This is a genomic window from Streptomyces sp. NPDC049954 (genome assembly GCF_040656295.1).
GTDB lineage: Bacteria > Actinomycetota > Actinomycetes > Streptomycetales > Streptomycetaceae > Streptomyces.
Window position 1 is genome coordinate 319,060 of sequence record NZ_JBFALS010000008.1, and the last position, 20,345, is coordinate 339,404.

A 20,345-nucleotide genomic window follows, 5' to 3' on the forward strand; every position below is an offset into this window, starting at 1 on the left:
GTCGGCCACGCTGAGGGCGCCGACCGGTCAGTCCGCCACGGCCGCGAGCAGGTCGCGGGTGACCGGTCCCGCGGACTCGGAGCCGTGGCCGCCCTCCTCGACCACGACGGCGACCGCGACGTCGCCGCGGTAGGCGACCATCCAGCCGTTCGCCTCGCCCTCCTCGGTGACCTCGGCGGAACCGGTCTTGGCGCCGACGTCCCCGGGCAGGTCCCGCAGGACGGTGGCGGTGCCCTCGGTGACGGTGGCCCGCATGAGGGTGCGCAGCTGGGTGACGGTGTTCTCGGAGAGGGGGCTGGTGCGGGCGGTGGCCTTCGCGCGGGCCCCGGGCACGACGTAGGGCTGGTGGAAGCGGCCGGACACGGCCGTCGCCGTGACCGAGGCCATGACGAGCGGGTTCGCCTCGGTGCGGCCCTGCCCGAAGACGGCGGCGGCCTTCTCGGTGTCGTCCCCGGGGACGGGCACCTTGCCGTCGAAGGTCGGCACCCCGGTGTGCCACTCCTGGCCGACGCCGAAGCGGGAGGAGGCGAAGGAGGTCAGTTCGTCGTCGGCGAGCCGTTCGCGCAGCGAGATGAAGGCGGTGTTGCAGGAGTGGGTGAAGTCGTCGCGGAAGGAGGCCCCGGGGATCTCGGAGGTCTCGACGTTGTGGAACTGCTTGCCGACGGTCAGATACTTCGGGCAGGGCACGGAGTCCCCGGGGGCCACGGCCTTCTTCTCGATGAGGGCGGCGGAGGTGAGGACCTTCATCGTGGAGCCGGGCGCGTACCGGCCGAGCAGGGCCCGGTTGAAGCCGGTGGCGGGGTTGTTGGCGACGGCGAGCACTCGCCCGTCGGAGATCCGCAACGCCACCAGCCCCGCGTTCTTCCCCTCGGCGCGGGCCGCGAGGGACTTCTCGGCGACGGACTGGAGGGCGGCGTCGAGGGTCGTGCGCTGCTCCTTCCTCTGGGTGCCGCGCGGACCGAAGTGCTTCTCCACGCGCAGCTTCTCGCCGGTGACCCGGTCCACGAGCCGTATCTCGCCGCGGGCGGCACCCTTGCCCGGGGCGAGCGAGAGCGCGACCGGCAGGGAGGGCGCGGTGCCCGGGCCGAGAGGCTCGCCCCGGGCGTCCAGGACCTTCGGAGCGGCTGTCTCCTCACGTTCCAGACCGAACTTGGCCCGGTCGCTCAACCGAGGGTGCACGAGCGGGAGTTCCCAGTGCACCACCCATTCCTTCCCCTCCTGCTGCGCGCGGCGGACGGTGATCGCCGAGCGGTAGGACCAGGCGCCCAGGCCCCGGACGGTCAGCCGCGCGGCGAACGGGACGCGCGCCCCGTCCTTCTCGGTGCTCGCCCGCCCGGCGGTGAGCCGGGACGTGGTGATGTCGAGCCCTTCCGTGAAGTTGCGCAGGGTGCGCGCCGCCGCCTCGGGGGTGTCGGTGCGGGCGGCGGCGCGGTCGTAGCTCCCGGCCGCCCAGTCCGTGAGGAAGCCCCGTGCGGCGGCGACGGCCGCCGCGTCGACGGACTCCTCGTCCTGGTCGCCGGGCAGCAGCGAGCAGCCGCCCAGCAGGAGCGTGGTGGCCAGGGCGAGCGGCAGCGGGGCCCGGCGGCCGCTGCGGCCCGGGGTGCGCTGGGTGGTGGTCATCGTGGTCCTCCCCGTGGGATCCGGGACCCGCGTCCGCGCCGGGTCCGCGCACCGGCGGCCGGCCCCGGTCCGGGACCGGGCGGTGCCGGTACGGCGCCCAGCAGAACAGAGTCCGGCCGCTCGGGTCCAAGAACCGGAACACGCACACGGTCATACGGAACTGACTATGATCCCTGCTCATGGACCTGTTGCGGCACTTGCGCTACTTCCGCGCGGTCGCCGAGGAGGAGCACTTCGGGCGGGCCGCCGAGCGGCTGCGGCTCACCCAGCCCTCGCTGTCGCAGCGGGTGCGGCGACTGGAGGAGGAGCTGGGACTGCGGCTGCTGGACCGTACGAGCAGGGGCGCGGTGCCCACGCCCGCGGGCCGGGCGGTGCTCGCCGAGAGCGCGGGTCTGCTGGAGGCCGCCGACCGGCTGGAGCGCACGGTGGCCGATCTGCGCAGTGGCACGGCGGGGACGCTGCGGGTCTCGGTGCCCCGGCAGTTGGGCGCGCGGGCGCTCACCGCGCTGCTGCTGGGCCACCGGGAACGCTCTCCGGGAGCGGAGGTCGAGATCCACGAGTCGGACACGGTGCGCCAGGTGCGCGGCCTGCGGTCGGGCGGTACGGAGATCGCGCTCGTACGGCAGCCGTGCCCCCCGGAGGGCCTGGAGTTCGGTCCTGCGCTGCGCCAGCCGCTCGGGGTGCTGCTGCCGCTGGGCGAGGCGGGGCCTGGTCCGGTACCGGCCGTCGCGCTGACCGGCCGGCCGCTGGCGCTGCTGCCGACGGACGGCGCCCCCGGGCTGCGGGCGCGTACGCTCACCGACTGCGCGCGCCACGGCTGGACGCCCTCCTCGGTGCGGGAGACCCCGGGCCTGGACCTGGCGCGGGCGCTGGTACTGTCCGGCGACACCGTGGCGCTGCTGCCCGAGGTGCCGGACGCGGCTGGGACGGTGTGGCGGCCGCTGGCTTCCCCGGCCCCGGTGTGGGAGGTGCGCGCGGCGTGGCCCGCCGCGGGCGGTACGGCGGCGGCCCGGCTGTTCGCCGACACCGCGTACCACTGCCTGCGGGAGAGCGCCGGTTTCCTGCCCGAGCCGCCGTCCCGTCCCCTGTTCCCCCGCCCCGCCTCGGAGTTCCCGCTGTGACCACCGATCCAGACCCCGCCCGCGGCTTCGGAGCCGCCGCGGCTCCGCGCCGTATCGAGGAGGTCCTCACGGAAGCGGGCCTGCTGGCCTCGTGGCACGTCAGGGACGTCGACGCGGAGGCCGAACTGGGCCGGGGGGCGGACGCCCCGGTGGCCACCGCGAGTGTGCACAAACTGTTCCTGGTGACCGCCCTGTTCCGGGAGGCGGCCGCCGGGCGGATCGACCCCACCGCGCCCGTCGAACTGCCGGTCCCGGGCCGCTCCCCCGGGCGTACGGGGCTGTCGGTCATGCGGGACGCGGCGCGGCTGTCGCTGCGGGATCTGGCCTCGCTCGCGGTGGCGGTGAGCGACAACGCGGCGGCCGACGTCCTGTGGGACCACGTCGGGATGGACACCGTGAACCGCACCGTCGCCGAACTCGGCCTGCGCCGCACGGTGTCCGCGCAGCGGTACGGGGAGCTGGCCGCCTCGGTCGCCGAGGACGCGGGGGAGGGCGGGGCGGCGGCGCTGCTCGACCCCGCCTCTCCCGTCCGGGTGCGGGCCCTGGACCCGGCGTCCGGCAACCGCAGTACGGCGCGGGACACGACCGCGCTGCTGGCGAAGGTGTGGCGCGGGGAGGCGTGCGCGGGCCCCTGGGGCGAGGAACTGCTGCGGGTGCTGGGGCTGCAGACCTGGCAGCACCGGCTCGCCTCGGGCTTCCCGTTCGACGACGTACGGGTGTCGGGGAAGACCGGGAGCCTGTTGAGCCTGCGCCACGAGGCGGGGGTGGTCGAGTACCCGGACGGCCGCCGCTACGCCGTGGCCTTCTACACGCGTGCCCTCTCCCCCGCCCTGGCCCAGCCGCGCGCCGACAGCGCGATCGGGACGGCGGCCCGTCTCGCGGTGGATGCCCTGCGCGGTTGAGTCGCGCGGCACCTTCAGCAGGATTCCAGCAACTCCCGCACGAGTGAGCCGACTTGCTCCGTCTCGACCAGGAATCCGTCGTGCCCGTAAGGCGATTCGACGATCCGGAGGGTGTCGGCCCCCGGCAGGCGGGCGGCGAGTTCGGCCTGCTGGGCGAGCGGGTACAGGCGGTCGGAGTCGACCCCGGCGACGAGCGCGGGCATGCCGGCGCGGGCCAGGGCGGCGCCGGTCCCGCCCCGGCCGCGCCCCACGTCGTGGGCGTCCATGGCGGCGGACAGCGTGAGGTAGCTGCCCGCGTCGAAGCGCCGGGCGAGCTTGTGCGCGTGGTGGTCGAGGTAGGAGGCGACCTCGAACCCGCCCCCGGGCCGTACGGCGCGGCCGAAGCGGGACTGGAGCTCCGGTTCGCTGCGGTACGTGAGGTGGGCGACGCGCCGGGCGAGTCCGAGGCCGCGGTGCGGTCCCCGGCCGGGGCCCGCGTCGTGGTAGCGGCCGCCGCGCCAGCCGGGATCGGTGTGGACGGCCTCGCGCTGGATCGCGGACCACGCGAGCTGTTCGGCGGAGGCGGCGGCGCAGGTCGCGAGCAGCAGCAGGGAGCCGGTGCGCCGCGGCCGTCCGACGGCCCACTCCAGTGCCCGCATGCCGCCCATGGAGCCGCCGATGACGGCCGCCCAGCGGCCGATGCCGAGCGCGTCGGCGAGCGCGGCTTCCGCGGCCACCTGGTCGCGCGGGGTCAGGGGCGGGAAGTCGGGGCCCCAGGGCCGGCCGCCGGGTCCCGCCGACGCGGGTCCGGTACTGCCCTGACAGCCTCCGAGGACGTTGGGCGCGACGAGGAACCAGCGGTCGGTGTCGAGGGGGCGGCCGGGCCCGATCAGCGCGTCCCACCAGCCGGGCGAGGGATGGCCCTCACCGGCGGGGCCCGCCGCGTGGCTGTCGCCGGTGAGGGCGTGCAGCAGCAGGACGGCGTTGGCGGCGTCGGGCGCGAGCCGGCCCCACGTCTCGTACGCGAGGCTCACTCCGGGCAGGGGTGGCGCGCCCTCCAGCGGCAGCGGCGCGGACATCCGCAGCCACGAGCGCCGACCCGGCGGGTCCCCCTCCCGCCAGGCGCCGGTGGCGGGAGGGAGCGCGAGAGGGGCCGGAGCGGCGGAGGGGTTCAGGACGCCGCCTTCGCCGCCCGGAAGCCGCTGTCGAGGTCGGCGAGCAGGTCGTCGACGTGCTCCAGCCCGACGGAGAGCCGCACGAGCCCGGGGGCGGTCCCGGTCGCGCGCAGTTGTTCCTCGTCCAGCTGGCTGTGGGTGGTGGAGGCGGGGTGGATGATGAGGCTGCGCACGTCGCCGATGTTCGCGAGGTGGCTGAACAGCCGTACCCCGTCGACGAACCTGCGGCCCGCCTCGACGCCGTCCCGCAGTTCGAAGGAGAGGACGGCGCCGCTGCCGCGCGGCAGGTACTTCCGGGCCTCTCCGTACCAGCGGCTCTCCTGGAGGCCGGGGTAGTGGACGGCGGACACCTCGTCACGCCGCCTCAGCCACTCGGCGAGGGCGAGCGCGTTGGCGCTGTGCCGCTCGACGCGCAGACTCAGCGTTTCGATCCCCTGGAGCAGCAGGAAGGCGGAGTGCGGGGAGAGCGCGGGCCCGAGGTCGCGCAGGAGCTGGACGCGCAGCTTCACGGCGTAGGCACCGGGGCCGAGCGCGGACCAGTAGCGCAGCCCGTGGTAGCTGGGGTCGGGGGCGTCGAACGCGGGGAAGCGGTCGGGGTGCGCGCCGAAGTCGAAGGTGCCGCCGTCCACGACGACCCCGCCGATCGTCGTTCCGTGTCCGCCGAGGAACTTGGTCGCCGAGTGCACGACGACGTCGGCGCCGTGTTCGATGGGCCGCAGCAGGTACGGGGTGGGCACGGTGTTGTCGACGACGAGCGGGACGCCCGCCGCGTGCGCGACGTCCGCGACGGCGCGTACGTCGAGGACGTTGCCGCGCGGGTTGCCGAGGGTCTCCGCGAACAGGGCCTTGGTGGTGGGGCGGACGGCTGCGCGCCAGGCGTCGAGGTCGTCGGGGTCCTCGACGAAGGTCACCTCGATGCCGAAGCGCGGCAGGGTGTGCCGCAGCAGGTTGTAGGTGCCGCCGTACAGCGAGGCGCTGCTGACGATGTGGTCGCCGGCCCCGGCGAGGTTGAGCAGGGCGAGGGTCTCCGCGGCCTGACCCGAGGCGAGGGCGACGGCGGCGACCCCACCCTCCAGGGCGGCGAGGCGCTGCTCCAGGACGTCCTGCGTGGGGTTGTGCAGACGCGAGTAGATGTTGCCCGGCTCGGCCAGCGAGAAGAGGTCGGCGGCGTGCTGGGTGTCCCGGAAGACGAAGGACGTGGTCTGGTAGATCGGCACGGCCCGCGCCCCGGTCGCCGGGTCGGGTACGGCGCCCGCGTGGATCTGCCGGGTCTCGAAGGACCAGCCGTCCTCCGGCTGTGCGGGGGCGTGTTCCGCGAGGGCGTCCTCGGTGACGGAGTCGGCGGTGGGCTCGGCCGGGTGGCTCATGGTGCCTCGCACGGTGGTTGCGGCGGGTGGGTGGGGCGGGACCGACTGCACAGCCCCGGAAAGCAAGGCAAGCAGCAGGGCCCGGCGCGGGAAAGCCGCTCGCCGCTCTGGCCACGAAGCTGCAATGCCCTCGCAACACGGCTTCGCACACGGGCGATCCGGAGTTTCTTCGGGAGGGTGCGCAACCGATGGGGCACGTCGGCACGTCGTCCAGGTACGGCGACCGGCGTGGACTCTTCGGACGCGGCGCGGGTCCTGTCGAGGGAGACCCGCAATAAGGAACACGTAAAGATTGCCGGGTTACGGCACTGTGGCACCGGGAGCGCCCGTGGGATGATCCACGCGGTCCGGCATCCACGCGGCCTCCGCCCGGCACGGGCCGGCCGCCGGCCGCGGACGGCTTCGATGGCCGTCTTGGCATGGGGCGGGCCCTCTTCGACGCGGAAGCACGGGGACATACGGGGACACAGGCGTTCGGGAAACGCGGGAAGCATGGGGGGAAGGGATGACGGCCATGACGTGGTTTCTCGTGACCGGGGTGGCGGGGCTGGCCGTTCTGGCCCTGTCGCTGGCCTTCGACGGCCTGCTGGAGGGTTTGTTCGACGGGGTGTCCGTCGTGGACGGCCTGCTGGACGGGCTGTTGTCGCTGCCGGTGCTCGCCGGAGCGGTGTCGATGCTGGGCTTCGCGGGAGCGATCACCCTGGGCACGACGGGGCTCGGCGTGGGGGCGGCCGTGGCGGTGGGTGCCGTGGCGGGTGTCGTCGCGGGCTGGGCGACCTGGCGTTTCAGCCGGGCGCTGATGCGGGATCAGACCACCCCGACGCCCAGGGGCGCCGACCTGGTGGGCACCGCGGGGGCCGTGGTGACGGCCATCCCGGCGGACGGCTTCGGCGAGGTGCTGCTGCGCCTGGCGGGCCAGCCGGTGAAGTACGCGGCGCGCAGCGCCGTGGCGGTGCCGCGCGGCACCGAGGTGTGGGTGGAGTCGGCGCTGTCGTCGACCTCCGTCCAGGTGCGGGCCGTGGAGCGCTGAGGCGGCTGACCGCCTCGCACCGCAGACGTACGACGGGCCGGTCTTCGGCCTGTCCGGATCAACCGTCCCGACGGGGGGACGGAGGGGAAGCACTATGAGTCCTGTACTGCTGGCCGTGGTCGGCATCGTCGTCCTGGTCGTACTGATCGGCCTGGTCGTCATCACCCGCTACAAGGTGGCGGGTCCCAGTGAGGCGTTCATCGTCACCGGCCGCCGGGGGAAGTCGGCGACCGATCCGGAGACCGGCCGGATCTTCACGGACAACAGCGGCCAGAAGGTCGTGGTGGGCGGCGGCGTGTTCGTCGTGCCCTTCGTCCAGCAGCGGTTCACCCTCGACCTGTCCTCGCGGCACATTCCGGTCGCGGTGCGCGGTGCGGTGACGCTGCGCGGGGTCAAGGCGCATCTGGAGGGTGTGGCGATCGTCAAGGTCGGCGGCACCGAGGACTCGATCCGGGCGGCGGCGCAGCGCTTCCTGATGCAGCAGGGCGGCATCGTCGGTTTCACGCAGGAGGTGCTCTCGGGCGCGCTGCGTTCGATCGTGGGCCGCATGTCGGTCGAGGACATCATCCGGGACCGGGCCGCGTTCGCCGGGCAGGTCGCCGAGGAGGCCGAGGCGAGCCTGTCGGGTCAGGGCCTGGTCCTGGACGCCTTCCAGATCCAGGACATCACGACCGAGGGTTCCTACCTGGAGGACCTGGGGCGGCCGGAGGCGGCGCGCGCCAAGCAGGAGGCGGACATCGCGGAGGCGGTGGCCCGGCGCGCCTCGGAGCAGGCGCGGCTGAAGGCGGCGGAGGAGATCGCGATCGCCGAGCGGACCTTCGCGCTCAAGCAGGCGGAGATCAAGGCGGAGACCGACGAGGCGGCGGCCCGCGCGGCCGCGGCCGGTCCGCTCGCGCAGGCGGCCCGCAACCAGGACGTGCTGGCCGAGCAGGAGAAGGTGGCGCAGCGTCAGGCGGCGCTGACCGACCGCGAGCTGGACACCAAGGTCCGTAAGCCCGCCGACGCGGCGCGCTACCAGGCCGAGCAGGAGGCAGAGGCCCGGCGGATCGCCCAGGTCAAGGAGGCCGAGGCGGACGCGCAGCGGGCCAGGGTCACCGGTGAGGGCCAGAAGGCGCAGCGTGCGGCGCTCGCCGACGCGGTCCGCCTGGAGGGTGAGGCGGACGGCGCCGCGATCCTCGCGAAGGGCGCCGCCGAGGCCGAGGCGATGCGGAAGAAGGCGGACGCCTTCGCGCAGTACGGTGACGCGGCGGTGCTGCAGATGCTGGTCGAGGTGCTGCCGCAGGTCGTGGCGAAGGCGGCGGAGCCGCTGAGCGCGGTCGACAAGATGACGGTGATCTCGACGGACGGAGCGAGCCGGCTGTCGCGCACGGTCACCGACAACGTCGCCCAGGGCATGGAGCTCCTCGGCTCGGCCACCGGGGTCGACCTGCCGGAGCTGCTGAAGAACCTGGTCGGCCGGCAGGGCGGCCTCGACGGTCTCATCGGCAAGGGCGCGGACGGCGAGGCGCGGGGCCCGAAGCCGCAGCGTGCGTCGGAGGACGGAAAGATCGAGGTGACCGGCTGACACCGGTTCGTCCAAAGGCTCACCGGCCTCTGTTCTCCCCCTGCGGGAGGACGGGGGCCGGTGCTGCTTTTCCGGGGCGGTGACCGCAGACGGGGGTGGGGCGACCGGTCTAGGCTCTCTGTCGAGGCGCAGGTGTCCGGCGCCCTGACGTCCGTACCAGAGAGGCGGTCCCGTGGTCGCGAGTGTCGCGGTGCTGTCCGACATCCACGGTGTACTGCCCGCGCTCGAAGCGGTGCTGGCGGAGCCCGAGGTGCGGGCCGCCGGGCTGGTCGTGGTCACCGGGGACCACGCGGCGGGCCCGCAGCCGGTGGAGGTGCTGGACCGGCTGGGCGCCCTGGGAGACCGGGCCCTGCTCGTGCGCGGCAACGCGGACCGGGAACTGGTCGCGCTCCGCAGGGGCGCGCCCCCGGTCGTCGGCACCCCGCCGATCGACCTGTGGGCGGCCGGGCAACTGACCGAGGCGCACGTGCGGTTGCTGGCGGGACTGCCGCACCCGGTGGTCCTGGAGGTGGCGGGCTTCGGGAAGGTGGTCTTCTGCCACGGCACCCCGCGCGACGACGACGAGGTGGTGCTGGTCGACACCCGGCTGGAGCGCTGGGCGGAGGTCTTCGCCAAACTCCCGCAGGACGTACGCACCGTGGTGTGCGGGCACACCCACATGCCCTTCGTGCGGCTCGTCGACGAACGGCTCGTGCTCAACCCGGGGAGCGTCGGCATGCCGTACGGCCGTCCCGGTGCCTCGTGGCTGCTGCTGGAGGACGGCCGGGTGGGTCCGCGCCACACCCGGTTCGACCTGGACGCGGCCGTGGAACGCGTGGCACGGGAGTCGGGCTTCCCCGGGGCGCGCGCCTGGGCGGAGCACTACGTGCGGGCCCGCACCACCGACGCCGAGGCCCTCACCGCCTTCGGCCCTCGCGACGGGCGGCGGACCGGCGGGGGCGGCTAGAGCGGGCGCTGCGCGGGGAGTTCCGGTCCGCGCTGTGGTGCGAGCGGGACGCGGGCGTCGAACCGCGCACGGCCCAGCTCGCCCTGAAGGAGGCCCTGCCGGCCTCCGGCAGGTACACCTTCCTCGGGGGCCGTGAGGTCCGCGAGGTCACCGGCACCGGCGCGGTCCGGGACGACCACGGACAGGTCCACGCCGGAGACGTCGTGATCCTCGCGACCGGCGCCTGGCTCGGCGGACTGGTGCGCGAACTGGCGGGCCCGGACCCGCCGGTGCGGCGCGTGCGGCTCCAGATGATGCAGACCGGTCCGCTCGGCGAGCCGCTCACCACCTCGGTGGCCGACGCCGACAGTTTCCGCTACTACCCCGCCTACGCGGTCGAGGCGCTCGACGCGCTCAACTCCGGGCACCCGCAGGAGCCCACCGCCACCCGGCACCGCATGCAGCTGCTGATGGTGCAGCGCCACGACGGCGGCCTGACCATCGGGGACACCCACGAGTACGAGCACCCCTTCGCCTTCGACACGGTCGAGGAGCCGTGCGACCACCTCAAAGGGATCGTCGAGTCCTTCCTCGGCCCCCGCTCCCCCGGGTGCGCCGGCGCTGGGCGGGGGGCTACGCCCAGTGCACCGACACCTCCCGTGTCGTGCACCGCCAGGAGGTGCGGGACGGGGTGTGGCTCGTGACCGGGCCCGGCGGTCGCGGCATGACCTGCTCCCCCGCGATCGCCGAGAAGACCGCCGACGCGCTCGGCTGGTGACTCCCGTGCGGGAAGAGGCCCCGCCCACCCGCCGTGGCCGGCGGTCTCGGCCTCGCCTGTTCCCGCTCCGCGCGCGAGGGGCACCGGGGTGTCACCGAGTGGCGCGGCTGGACTTCACGACCGACGAGTTTTGGACGGCGGCGGAGCGGGGCGAGGGGCGCGCGTTCACCGTGCGCGCCCGGAACGTCTTCGCGGTCGCCGACGGGGAGGAGCGGGTCGGCCCGCGGCTGCACCGGCACCTTCGACTCGACCCTCGTCTCCCCCCGCCTGGCCGGTGACCGGCGGCCGGGACGCCGCTGACGTTCACCGCCGACGCGCTCTCCCGGGTCGGAGCCGTGATCCTGCGGGTCCCCGGCGCGTACGGGTCCGCTTCCGCTGCGCGGGCGGCAGCAACTGGTACTGGACCGTGGACGGGGTGTCGGTCTCCGCGGCCTGGGAACGCGGGCCGGGTGGCCGGGGTCGCTCCCGCCCGCTCAGCCCCGCTGCTTCGCGAGCAGTCCCCGGTACCAGTCGAGCGTCGCGTCCAGCGCCCGCTCCAGTGGGGTGGGCGCGGCCCCGAAGGCGTGCTCGAAGGCGCCCGAGTCCACGATCTGCGGTTCGGTGTGCTGGTAGAACATCTCGGCGTACTCCGCCATGAACACCTCGTCGAAGGGGCCCGTCGGGCGGGGCTCGGCGGCCACGGTCACCTTGAGGGGAGCGCCGACCCGCCGGGCGATCAGCTCGTGGATCTCGCGGGTTGACCTGGCCGGGGCGGTCGGCAGATGCCACACCCGCCCGTCCCCCTCGGCCCGCTCCCCCAGGGTGGCCAGCGCGGCGGCGACGTCGCCGATGTACGTGTAGCTGTGCGGCAGTTGGATGTCACCGAGGCCGAGAACCTCCCCGCCGGTGAGCGCGGCGGGGAAGGTCGCGGCGCCCAGCGAGGAGTTGAGCACCCCGGGCCCGAAGAAGTCGGCGGAGCGGCCGAGGACGACGCGGGCCCGGCCCTCGCGGTGCGCGGCGAGATACCGCTCGTCGAGTGCGGCCCGCATCAGGCCCTTGCGGCTCGTGGCCCGCCACGGGGTCCGCTCCGTCATCACGGCGCCACCGGTCTCGCCGTACGGGTAGAGCGTGTCGAGGACGACGAGGCGGGCCCCGCTCTCCTCGACCGCGCCCAGTACCGCCTCCTGGACCTTCGGCATGACCTCGACCTGGAGGTGATAGGCGACGTTGACGGCGTGGTGGACGACGGCGGCGCCCGCCACCGCCTCCCGTGCGCCCTCCGGGGTGCTGACGTCGGCCGCGAAGCGTTCGACCCCCTCCACCGGGGCGCCGGTGCCCCTGCGGTCCACGAGGCGCACCGGGTGTCCTCGGCGGACGAGTTCGGCGGCGAGCGCGGAACCGGCCGGCCCGGCGCCGAGCACCGTGTGCATGGCGTGCGTGGTCATGTGTCTCCCCTGTCGGTCGGTGTGGTGTGCTGCCCGGCGCCCATGGACACCCAAGCCGTGTGAGCATTGCTCACTCTTGTTAGAGACCATAACAGTCGCCACGAGCACTCACCGGCGCGTGACGAGGTTTCCCCGTGCGGGGGCCACAGACCTGGGGCACGGTGGGACTCGGGCCATGTCGAGGAGGCTGTTGTGCGCTGTCTGGTGACCGGGGCGACGGGATACATCGGGGGCCGGCTGGTGCCCGAACTGCTCGACGCGGGGCACACCGTGCGCTGCCTCGTGCGCAGCCCGGAGAAGCTGCGCGACCACCCGTGGGCCGACCGGGTCGAGGTGGTCCGCGGCGACGTCACGAAGGCGGACTCGGTGCGGGCCGCCATGGACGGCGTGGAGTGCGCCTACTACCTCGTGCACGCGCTCGGTTCGGGCAAGAGCTTCGAGGAGACCGACCGCGAGGCCGCCCGTATCTTCGCGTCCGCCGCCGAGGAGGCGCAGGCCCGCCGCATCGTGTACCTCGGCGGGCTCACCCCCGCCGGGGTGCCCGAGTCCGAACTGTCGCCGCATCTGCGCTCGCGCGCCGAGGTGGGCCGCATCCTGCGGGCGTCCGCCGTGCCCACGGCCGTACTGCGGGCCGCCGTGGTCATCGGCTCGGGCTCCGCCTCCTTCGAGATGCTGCGGTACCTGACGGAGCGGCTGCCGGTGATGCTGACGCCGAGCTGGGTGCGCACCCGCATCCAGCCGATCGCGGTCCGGGACGCCCTGCGCTACCTCGTGGGCGCGGCCGAACTGCCTCCCGGCGTGGACCGGGACTTCGACATCGGCGGCCCGGACGTCATGACGTACCGCGACATGATGCAGCGCTACGCGGCGGTCGGGAAACTGCCCAAGCGCCTGATCCTGTCCGTGCCGATGCTCACCCCCGGCCTCTCCAGCCACTGGATCGGGCTGGTCACCCCGGTGCCGCGCGGGATCGCCCGGCCGCTCGCCGAGTCCCTGCGCTACGAGGTGGTGTGCGCCGACCACGACATCGCCCGCTACGTTCCCGACCCGCCGGGCTCCCCGCTCCCCTTCGACGAAGCGCTCCGTCTCGCCCTGCAACGCGTCAAGCAGGCCGAGGTGACCACCCGGTGGTCCTCCGCCTCGGTGCCGGGCGCGCCGAGCGACCCGCTGCCCACCGACCCGCAGTGGGCCGGCGGCAGCCTCTACACCGACAAACGCCAACGGCCCGTGAACGCCTCCGCGCAGGCCCTGTGGTGGGTCATCGAGGGCATCGGCGGCGAACACGGCTGGTACTCGTTCCCCCTGGCCTGGGCGGTACGCGGCTGGCTGGACCGGCTGTTGGGCGGGGTGGGCCTACGCCGGGGCCGGCGGGACGCGCAGCGGCTGCGGGTCGGCGACTCGCTGGACTTCTGGCGCGTCGAGGAGATCGAACCCGGACGGCTGCTGCGGCTGCGCGCCGAGATGCGGATGCCCGGCCCGGGCTGGCTCGAACTGGTGGTGGACCGCGACGTGCGGGGGCGCACGGTGTACCGGCAGCGGGCGCTGTTCCATCCGCGCGGGCTGCTGGGTCACGCGTACTGGTGGAGCGTCTCGCCCTTCCACGCCGTGATCTTCGGCGGTATGGCGCGCAACATCGCGCGCGCCGCCGAGCGCGCGGAGCGCGGCCAGCCGGTGTCGGGAAAGCCCTCGCCACGTGGACGGGGAACGGAGCCGCGGTTCAGGCGCGCGGGGGCCTGAACCGCCCTTCGCGCGGTCTCGGCACTCGTGGGGCCGCGAGGCTCCGGGGGCTCAGGCGGGCGGGTTCCTCTGGAGACGTCGGCGCTCGACGGCATTCGGATGCCGTACGCGGACCCCCGCCATGCCGCCGGTGCCGACCAGACGGACCAGCGGGGTGCCGGGCCGCCGGTCGGGGGTGGTGCGGTTCTTGAGGCCGCCCAGCCCCGGATCGACGCCCGTCACGTCGACCGCCCAGCTCTCGGGGACGACGATCCGCACCCCCGCCATCTCCCCGTACACCTCGATGGTGATCTCGGGCAGCGCGCACCGGGTCCGGGTGAAGTCCAGCCGTACGCCGCCCAGTCCGCCGTGCGCGACGATGCGCGCGGGCACCACCCAGTCCCCCGCGCGCTCCTGGCCGTGCACACCGCCGCGCAGAACCAGGGGCTCACCGGAGGCGTCCGGCGCTGTCGGCGTGTGGCGGCGGCCGGGCAGGTCGGCGGTGAGCGGGGCCAGTTCCCCGTAGGTGCGGGCGCTGAGCGCGCGCTCGACCCGCTCCTCCAGTTCGTCCAGCTCCAGCCGGCCCTCACCGGCCGCCTCGCGCAACAGGTCGACGACCGCGTCCCGGTCGGCGTGGGAAGCGCGCAGTTCCGGTTCGTTCGGTGGTTCGGCGGCCCCAGCAGTCATGCGGTGATCATAGGGAGCAAACCGGGGCGGGGACCAGAGCCGGTCGCCGCCCGGTTCCGGCCGCCGACGGTGCGCGGGGGCCACCGGGCGGCCCCTCCCGGGCTGCGTGCGGAGCCCGGTGGTGCGAGGCTCGAACACAAGGACCGACCGTTTGGGAGACCCTTGTGCGAGACACCTTCGAGCTGAATCCGGACATCCTGGCCGCGCTGCGCGCCCCGCGCCCGTACCCGGCCGTGTCCCTTCTGCTGCCCACGCACCGGGCGGCGCCGGAAAACGCCCAGGACGGCATCCGGCTGCGCAATGTCGTGGGCGAGGCCAAGAGGCGGCTCGCGCACGATCCGGCCGTGGACAAGGAGACGCTCCAGGCCATCGAGGCGCGGATCGACACGGCGGTCGCCTCGGTCGACCTGTCGCAGGTCACCGAGGGAACCCTCCTGCTCGTCTCCACTCAGGACTACGAGGTGTGGCAGCTGCCCACCACTCCGGAGGAGCGGGTCGTCGTCTCGGACACGTACCTCACCCGCGATCTCGTCTCCTCCTGGCTCCACGAACGGCCGTACTGGGTGCTCGTGCTGTCGGAGGAGTGCAGCAGGCTGTGGCACGGCGCGGGCGAATCGCTCAGCGAGGTGACCGGATTCGGCTTCCCCGCCGAACCGGAGCTGCCCGACCAGCGGGACGCCCTGCCGGGGGCGAACTTCGGCACCATGCCCTCGCCGTACCGCGAGGAGCGCCTGCGCCAGTACCTGCGCGACGTGGACGACAAGCTGATGGAGCCGCTGCGTACGGGGAAGGGGCCGGTGCACCTGGTGGGCCTCGCCAATGCTCTGAACACCTTCGCGGAGCGCTCGCGCAACGCGGAGCGGATCGGCGCGCGGGTCGAGCGGGGCGGCGCGGACAAGGCCCCCGCGCACACGCTGCTGGAGATCCTGGGTCCGGCCCGGGCCGAGTACACCGCCTCGCAGCAGCGTGCCGCGCTGGAGCGGCTGAGCGAGGCGATCGGGGCGCGGCGGTTCGCGGCCGGCACCGACGAGATCTGGCAGAACGTGCAGGAGGGCCGCGTCCAGCTCCTGCTGGTGGAGGACAGCTTCCAGGTCTCCGCGGTCCCGGAGGCCACCCATCTGGTGCCCTCGTCCTCCCCGGACGACCCGGACGTGGAGGACGATGTCGTCGACACCCTCGTCGAGTCGGCGCTCGGCACGGGGGCCGAGGTGGTCTTCGTCCCGGACGACGCGCTGTCCGGTCACGGCAGGATCGCGGCCGTCCTCAGGTACTGAACGGGACGCGAGCCGTCCCGGCCGACGGCGGGGCAGGTGCGGACGACGGTGCACGTCGTCCGCGCCCGCCCCGCCGTCGCGTGCTGACCCTGCCGGGTCAGCGGTGACGCCTGCGGGAGCCGAGGGCGGCGCCCGCGCCGCCGAGGTGCGCGGCGAGCACGGCGAGACCCACGAGGGCCAGGCTGGTCGGGGCGAACACCGCGTCGGTGCTGGTGGAGGTCGCGTTCAGCAGGAAGGCCACGAAGAACAGGGCGGCGGCCACGTAGGCGAGCATGTCGGGCTCCCTGGGTTCTGGCGGCGCGGGGGCCGCTCGGAAGAGGGGACGGCCGGTCGGCTGTTCCCGGTGCCGCCTCGGCGGACCGTGCGGCGTCACGGCGAGGGCGGGGGTCGTTCGGGGGATCGGGGCCCGTCTGCCCCGGAACCGCGCCTTCACACACCGTGTTCGCCCGGGGCCGGACGCCGTTTCCCGGGTGGGGGCCGGGGCATCCGGGCTCCATGACTCCCGACTCGACGACGTGGCGCGGACGGGCCAAGGCCCGTCGCGCGGCGAACAGTTCAACGGTGGACGCCGGGGCGCGCGCCGGATTCGTGGCCCGCGGCGTGATCTACGTACTCATCGGCGTACTCGCCCTGCGCATCGCCTTCCACCAGAGCGACGGCAAACAGGCCGACCGTTCCGGGGCGCTGGCCGAGATAGCGGAGAAGCCCTTCGGTTCCGTCCTGCTGTGGGTCCTGGGGACAGCGGTGGCCGGGATGGCGCTGTGGCGGCTGTCCGAGGCCGTGTTCGGCTCCTCGGGCCCTGACGGCGGCAAGGCCCACAAGCGCCTGATGTCGGCCGGGCGCGCGGTGTTCTACGGCTTCGTGTCCTTCTCCGTGCTGTCCTTCGCGGCGGGCGGCAAGAACAGCGGTTCCTCCGACAAGAGCTCGAAGGACATCACGGCCCATGCGCTGGAGTGGACCGGGGGCCGCTGGCTGGTGGGCGCCGCCGGGATCGGGGTGGCCGTCGCGGGTGTCTGGATCCTGGTGCGGGCGGTGATGCGCACGTTCCGCAAGCACCTGAAGACGCAGGACATGTCCCGGCGTACGCGGCAGGCGGTGGACGTGCTCGGGGTGTTCGGCGGCGGCGCGCGCGGGGTGCTGTTCGCGACGGCCGGGATCTTCGCGGTGGTCGCGGCCTGGCAGTACGAGCCGGGCAGGGCCAAGGGGATGGACGACACGCTGCGGTCCTTCACCCGGACGCCGGTCGGCCCGTGGCTGCTGGTCGTCGTCGCCCTGGGGCTCATGGCTTTCGGCCTGTTCTCCTTCGCGAGCGCCCGGTGGCGCCGTACCTGAGCGAGCGGGCCGGTGTCGCCGCCGTTCGTCCCCGCGGGAAGGATTCGTCCTCGCGGGAAGGATTCGTCCTCGCGGGGCGGAGGGGAAGCACGGGGAGCGGTGGGCGGGCCGCCCGGCACGGCGTCGGGGACCCGCCCACCGCTTCGGGCGTACCAGGACCGGTTGCCCGCTCCGGGCGTACCGGGAACACCGCCGGAGGCGACCCGGGGCGGGGCTCGCGCGAAGAAGAGGTGCGGGGGCTCCCTGCCTCCGGACGCCGCACCGGGACGTTGCCGCGCAGGCCCCCGGACAGCCGGGCGAGTCCGGTGGCGGCAGGCGGACAAGCGGCTGCCCCCGTCTTCCGGCCGGTGAGGGGAGCCGGGAGAACGGGGGCAGCCGCTGTCCTGAGGGGGTGCCGCCGGAGCGAGCGGACCGGTCAGTCCTGGGACATGAGACCGGCGCGCAGGTTGCCGAGCGTGCGGTTGAGCAGCCGGGAGACGTGCATCTGGGAGACGCCGAGCCGCTCGCCGATCTGGGCCTGGGTCAGCTCCTGGCCGAAACGCAGCTCCAGGATCTGGCGGTCGCGCGGCTCCAGGCCGGCGACCAGCGGAGCGAGCGCGTGCAGGTCCTCGACGAGTTCCATGCCGGGGTCCTCGGCGCCGATGAAGTCGGAGAGGACCGCCTCGCCGTCACCGCTGTCCTCGCCGCCGATCGCCGCGTCCAGCGAGGAGGAGGAGTAGCCGTTGGAGGCGAGCTGGGCCTCGACGACCTGCTGCTCGCTGAGGTTCATGAGCGCGGCCAGCTCGGCGACCCTGGGGGCGCGGCCCAGCCGGGTGCTGAGCTCCTCGTTGGCCTTCGCGAGTTCGACGCGCGCCTCCTGGAGCCGGCGGGGCACGTGCACGGCCCACGTCGTGTCGCGGAAGAAACGCTTGATCTCACCGACGATGTACGGGACGGCGAAGGTGGTGAACTCGACCTCACGCGAGAGTTCGAACCGGTCGATCGCCTTGATCAGGCCGATCGTGCCGACCTGCACGACGTCTTCCATGTCGTCACCGCGGCTGCGGAAGCGGCGGGCCGCGAAGCGGACCAGCGACATGTTCATCTCGATCAGGGTGTTGCGGGCGTCCTGGTATTCACGCGTCCCCTCCTCCAGGCCGTCGAGCCGGTCGAAGAAGAGCTTCGTCAGAGCCCGCGCGTCGCGCGGGGCGACCTTGTGGGGCTCGTCGATCTCGGGGAGGAGAGGAGCAGCTTCGGTCCGTGCCTCTTCAGCCGCGACGGTCCTGACCGCACCCATAGGAACCTCCAGAGTTTTCATGTACGCCACACTGCGCGGCGCGCTGCGGCCCGTGTACCCCGGTCCGCACCACGTATACGTGAAACTTCTCGACCAGTTTTCTCGCGCTCCGGGGAGCGGCGCGGCAGAACGGGCTGCCGACTCCTGTCTACCCGGTACGGCGCAGCGCGCCCCTGGCGGGGGTGTGTTCCGGCCAGGGGCGACGGCGCACTCGCGCCCCGGACACGTCATGACATCTGCGCATGAATACGGTCCGGGGATGCCCTTGCGGGCGTCCCCGGACCGGGGCGGGCGCGGGTTCTTCCGGGCGCGGGGCGGCCGGTCAGGTGGCCGAGCCGATGTCCTCCGCCTCGGCCTGCCGCTCCAGTTCCTCCTCGCGGTTCCCGGCCGCGGAGTGCCGGGCGGCGTCGGCCGCCTGGTTGCGTTCGGCCTCGGCGAGCATGGCGTGGCCGGTCGCGAGGACGGCGATGCCGACGACGACGGCCGCGGCGCCGACGTAGAACGGCACGTGCATGTCGTAGTGCTCGGCCAGCTTCCCGGCGACGTACGGGGCCAGACCGCCGCCGATGAAGCGGATGAAGCCGTAGGCCGCCGAGGCGGTGGAGCGTTCGACGGGGGCGACCGTCATGACCGCCTGGGTCGTGATGGTGTTGTTGACGCCGATGAAGCAGCCCGTGACGATCACCGCGACGATCAGCGTGGTCCGGTTGTCGGTGAACAGCCCGATGACCAGGATGTCGACGGCGAACAGGGCGAGGTTGAGGTAGAGCGCCTTGGCGATGCCCAGCTTGGACTGGAGCCAGGGGGCGCCGAAGACCGAGAAGAAGGCGACGAGCACGCCCCAGCCGGTGAACACGTAGCCCAGCTTGTGGGTGTCCAGCTCCATCGGGTACGGCGCGTAGCCGAGGACGGTGAAGAAGCCCCAGTTGTAGCAGAGCGCCATGAGGCCCATGGTGAGCAGGCTGCGGTGGCGCAGGGCCTTGATCGGGTCGAGGACCGAGGCGCGGCGTTCCGGCTTGGGGGTGGGCTGGACGAGCACGATCGTCGCGAGGAGCGCGATGGCCATGAGGACGGCCACGCCGAAGAACGGGCCGCGCCAGCTGATCGCGCCGAGTTCCCCGCCGAGCAGGGGGCCTATCGCGATACCGATGCCGAGGGCCGTCTCGTAGAGGATGATGGCGCCCGCGAAGCCGCCGCTGGCCGAGCCGACGATGACGGCGAGGGAGGTCGCGATGAACAGGGCGTTGCCCAGGCCCCAGCCGGCCCGGAAGCCGACGATCCCGTTGATGCTTCCGCTGGCTCCCGCGAGGGCGCTGAAGACGACGATGACGCTCAGCCCCGCCACGAGGGTCTTCTTCGCCCCGATGCGGCTGGAGACGAATCCGGTGAACAGCATCGCGACGGCGGTCACCACGAGGTAGCTGGTGAACAGCAGGGAGACCTGGCTCGGGGTGGCGTGCAGGCTCGTGGAGAGGGCCGGGAGGATCGGGTCCACGAGACCGATCCCCATGAAGGAGATGACGCAGGCGAAGGCCACGGCCCAGACGGCCTTCGGCTGCTTGAAGGGGCTGACTGTGCTCGGATGGGAGGACAAGTGCTGCTCCAGAGGGGAAAGCCCGCCCCGGTGCCGGGGCCCGGGGGACGGGCGGTGCAAGGGTTCAGCCGCTCGCTCAGCCCGGGGAGGCGTCCGCGTCCGGCAGGGGTTCGGCGGCGGGCCACTGGGTCCTGACCGCTGTCTCCAGCAGGCGTTCCAGGGCGGGCATCGCCATCCGCGCGGCCGAGACCAAGGTGTCGCGCTCCTCGTCCGGCAGGGTGGCGAGCAGTCCGTGGAGCCGCTCCAGGCGGGTGCCCCGGCGCTCCTCGACCCTGGCCCGCCCGGCGTCGGTGACCGAGACGAGGACGGCCCGGCCGTCCTCGGGACAGCGGACCCGGCTGACCAGCCCCTGTTTCTCCAGCCGCTGGACGAGCTGGGTCATGGAGGGCTGGGAGACGCCCTCCTCCGTCGCGAGGACGGTGAGCCGGGTGGGCCCCCCTCGGGCGAGTCTGCTGAGGGTGAGGGCCGCCGTGAAACTGATGTCGCGCACCGTCAGATGGCGTACGGCGAGGGCGGTCAGCCCTTCGAGGAGTGCCGCGACGTCGCTCTGGCTCTGGTGGTTCGCGTCCATGGAGAAGTAT

The 20,345-nt window shown here is 73.7% G+C and carries 17 protein-coding genes and 1 pseudogene; 9 read left to right on the plus strand and 9 right to left on the minus strand.

Annotation, left to right across the window (positions count from 1 at the left end):
- Positions 1-27: 27 nt before the first annotated feature.
- Positions 28-1,620, minus strand: a complete 1,593-nt coding sequence (locus AB0J21_RS20890) for a penicillin-binding transpeptidase domain-containing protein (RefSeq protein WP_363147521.1) — start codon at positions 1,618-1,620, stop codon at positions 28-30.
- A 179-nt stretch (positions 1,621-1,799) separates the two neighbouring features.
- Between AB0J21_RS20890 and AB0J21_RS20895 the strand changes: the two genes are divergently transcribed.
- Entirely contained in the window at positions 1,800-2,741 is a 942-nt protein-coding gene (locus tag AB0J21_RS20895) for a LysR family transcriptional regulator (RefSeq protein WP_363147522.1), read from the plus strand.
- A 53-nt stretch (positions 2,742-2,794) separates the two neighbouring features.
- A complete protein-coding gene (locus AB0J21_RS20900) occupies positions 2,795-3,643 on the plus strand; it encodes a serine hydrolase (protein WP_363147639.1) in 849 nt (282 codons plus the stop codon).
- Between the two features lie 14 nt (positions 3,644-3,657).
- On the opposite strand, the gene AB0J21_RS20905 is transcribed toward AB0J21_RS20900, so the two are convergent.
- Entirely contained in the window at positions 3,658-4,797 is a 1,140-nt protein-coding gene (locus AB0J21_RS20905; protein ID WP_363147640.1) for a homoserine O-acetyltransferase, read from the minus strand.
- Positions 4,794-6,164, minus strand: a complete 1,371-nt coding sequence (locus AB0J21_RS20910; RefSeq protein ID WP_363147523.1) for a bifunctional o-acetylhomoserine/o-acetylserine sulfhydrylase — start codon at positions 6,162-6,164, stop codon at positions 4,794-4,796. Before AB0J21_RS20910 ends, AB0J21_RS20905 begins: the two co-directional genes overlap by 4 nt.
- 514 nt (positions 6,165-6,678) lie before the next feature.
- On the opposite strand from AB0J21_RS20910, the gene AB0J21_RS20915 reads away from it, so the two are divergent.
- The 4 genes and pseudogenes from AB0J21_RS20915 to AB0J21_RS20930 all read left to right on the plus strand — a co-directional run.
- On the plus strand, positions 6,679-7,194 hold the full coding sequence (locus AB0J21_RS20915; protein ID WP_363147524.1) for a hypothetical protein: 516 nt from the start codon (positions 6,679-6,681) through the stop codon (positions 7,192-7,194).
- Positions 7,195-7,288: 94 nt separating this feature from the next.
- Complete coding sequence (locus AB0J21_RS20920; RefSeq protein WP_363147525.1) at positions 7,289-8,758, plus strand: SPFH domain-containing protein; 1,470 nt, start codon at positions 7,289-7,291, stop codon at positions 8,756-8,758.
- Between the two features lie 172 nt (positions 8,759-8,930).
- Positions 8,931-9,704: a metallophosphoesterase family protein gene (locus AB0J21_RS20925; protein WP_363147526.1), complete on the plus strand. Its 774-nt coding sequence runs from the start codon at positions 8,931-8,933 to the stop codon at positions 9,702-9,704.
- A 5-nt stretch (positions 9,705-9,709) separates the two neighbouring features.
- Positions 9,710-10,461 (plus strand): annotated as a pseudogene (locus tag AB0J21_RS20930) (FAD-dependent oxidoreductase); the annotation flags it as partial.
- Positions 10,462-10,934: 473 nt separating this feature from the next.
- Here AB0J21_RS20930 and AB0J21_RS20935 read toward each other — a convergent pair.
- Entirely contained in the window at positions 10,935-11,885 is a 951-nt protein-coding gene (locus AB0J21_RS20935) for an NAD-dependent epimerase/dehydratase family protein (RefSeq protein ID WP_363147527.1), read from the minus strand.
- A gap of 192 nt (positions 11,886-12,077) precedes the next feature.
- Here AB0J21_RS20935 and AB0J21_RS20940 point away from each other — a divergent pair, with 192 nt between their 5' ends.
- Positions 12,078-13,622, plus strand: a complete 1,545-nt coding sequence (locus AB0J21_RS20940; protein WP_363147529.1) for an SDR family oxidoreductase — start codon at positions 12,078-12,080, stop codon at positions 13,620-13,622.
- Between the two features lie 51 nt (positions 13,623-13,673).
- Here the strand turns inward: AB0J21_RS20940 and AB0J21_RS20945 are convergent, their stop codons facing one another.
- Positions 13,674-14,288, minus strand: coding sequence for a DUF1707 domain-containing protein (locus AB0J21_RS20945; protein ID WP_363147530.1), 615 nt, complete (start codon positions 14,286-14,288; stop codon positions 13,674-13,676).
- Positions 14,289-14,452: 164 nt separating this feature from the next.
- On the opposite strand from AB0J21_RS20945, the gene AB0J21_RS20950 reads away from it, so the two are divergent.
- Positions 14,453-15,562, plus strand: coding sequence for a hypothetical protein (locus AB0J21_RS20950; RefSeq protein WP_363147531.1), 1,110 nt, complete (start codon positions 14,453-14,455; stop codon positions 15,560-15,562).
- Positions 15,563-15,659: 97 nt separating this feature from the next.
- On the opposite strand, the gene AB0J21_RS20955 is transcribed toward AB0J21_RS20950, so the two are convergent.
- Entirely contained in the window at positions 15,660-15,836 is a 177-nt protein-coding gene (locus tag AB0J21_RS20955) for a hypothetical protein (protein ID WP_363147532.1), read from the minus strand.
- Between the two features lie 221 nt (positions 15,837-16,057).
- Here AB0J21_RS20955 and AB0J21_RS20960 point away from each other — a divergent pair, with 221 nt between their 5' ends.
- Positions 16,058-16,894, plus strand: a complete 837-nt coding sequence (locus AB0J21_RS20960) for a DUF1206 domain-containing protein (RefSeq protein ID WP_363147533.1) — start codon at positions 16,058-16,060, stop codon at positions 16,892-16,894.
- Positions 16,895-17,309: 415 nt separating this feature from the next.
- On the opposite strand, the gene AB0J21_RS20965 is transcribed toward AB0J21_RS20960, so the two are convergent.
- From AB0J21_RS20965 to AB0J21_RS20975, 3 genes are all read right to left on the minus strand, one after another.
- Complete coding sequence (locus tag AB0J21_RS20965) at positions 17,310-18,170, minus strand: SigB/SigF/SigG family RNA polymerase sigma factor (RefSeq protein ID WP_363147534.1); 861 nt, start codon at positions 18,168-18,170, stop codon at positions 17,310-17,312.
- Positions 18,171-18,492: 322 nt separating this feature from the next.
- Entirely contained in the window at positions 18,493-19,764 is a 1,272-nt protein-coding gene (locus tag AB0J21_RS20970; protein WP_363147535.1) for an MFS transporter, read from the minus strand.
- 76 nt (positions 19,765-19,840) lie between these two features.
- Positions 19,841-20,335, minus strand: coding sequence for a MarR family transcriptional regulator (locus AB0J21_RS20975; protein ID WP_363147537.1), 495 nt, complete (start codon positions 20,333-20,335; stop codon positions 19,841-19,843).
- Positions 20,336-20,345: the final 10 nt, after the last annotated feature.

Coding starts and splice junctions, on each gene's coding strand:
- AB0J21_RS20960 (WP_363147533.1), top strand. CDS start 16,058: ATGACTCCCGACTCGACGACGTGGCGCGGACGGGCCAAGGCCCGTCGC.
- AB0J21_RS20915 (WP_363147524.1), top strand. CDS start 6,679: ATGACGTGGTTTCTCGTGACCGGGGTGGCGGGGCTGGCCGTTCTGGCC.
- AB0J21_RS20910 (WP_363147523.1), bottom strand. CDS start 6,164: ATGAGCCACCCGGCCGAGCCCACCGCCGACTCCGTCACCGAGGACGCC.
- AB0J21_RS20920 (WP_363147525.1), top strand. CDS start 7,289: ATGAGTCCTGTACTGCTGGCCGTGGTCGGCATCGTCGTCCTGGTCGTA.
- AB0J21_RS20965 (WP_363147534.1), bottom strand. CDS start 18,170: ATGGGTGCGGTCAGGACCGTCGCGGCTGAAGAGGCACGGACCGAAGCT.
- AB0J21_RS20895 (WP_363147522.1), top strand. CDS start 1,800: ATGGACCTGTTGCGGCACTTGCGCTACTTCCGCGCGGTCGCCGAGGAG.
- AB0J21_RS20955 (WP_363147532.1), bottom strand. CDS start 15,836: ATGCTCGCCTACGTGGCCGCCGCCCTGTTCTTCGTGGCCTTCCTGCTG.
- AB0J21_RS20975 (WP_363147537.1), bottom strand. CDS start 20,335: ATGGACGCGAACCACCAGAGCCAGAGCGACGTCGCGGCACTCCTCGAA.
- AB0J21_RS20890 (WP_363147521.1), bottom strand. CDS start 1,620: ATGACCACCACCCAGCGCACCCCGGGCCGCAGCGGCCGCCGGGCCCCG.
- AB0J21_RS20935 (WP_363147527.1), bottom strand. CDS start 11,885: ATGACCACGCACGCCATGCACACGGTGCTCGGCGCCGGGCCGGCCGGT.
- AB0J21_RS20945 (WP_363147530.1), bottom strand. CDS start 14,288: ATGACTGCTGGGGCCGCCGAACCACCGAACGAACCGGAACTGCGCGCT.